The following is a 277-nucleotide window of genomic DNA, read 5'->3' on the forward strand; positions in this document are numbered from 1 at the left end:
GTATCTCAGCTGAGCGCGGACGTAATTTATTTGATGACGAAGCCTTGTATTTAGGCGGCGATAGCGGACTACGCGCATTCCCGCTGTATTACCAACGTGGTGATAATAGAATGGTCGCCACAGCAGAATACCGCCATTATACCGATTGGAACCTGTGGCAAATTTTTGATGTGGGTTTTGCCGCTTTCACCGATGTTGGCCGCAGCTGGGGAGCCAATACTCAATTTACAGACACCAACCCTCTTAATACTAGGGCAGACCTTGACGATAAAATTTT

At 47.3% G+C, this 277-nt stretch carries 1 protein-coding gene; it reads left to right on the top strand.

Annotation, left to right across the window (positions count from 1 at the left end; all coding sequences use genetic code 11):
- Positions 1-277 (top strand): hypothetical protein (locus Q5762_RS38175; RefSeq protein WP_315896908.1); only part of this gene is annotated, 277 nt, incomplete at both ends.

It is taken from the genome of Streptomyces sp. P9(2023) (assembly GCF_032436795.1).
Lineage (GTDB): Bacteria > Actinomycetota > Actinomycetes > Streptomycetales > Streptomycetaceae > Streptomyces.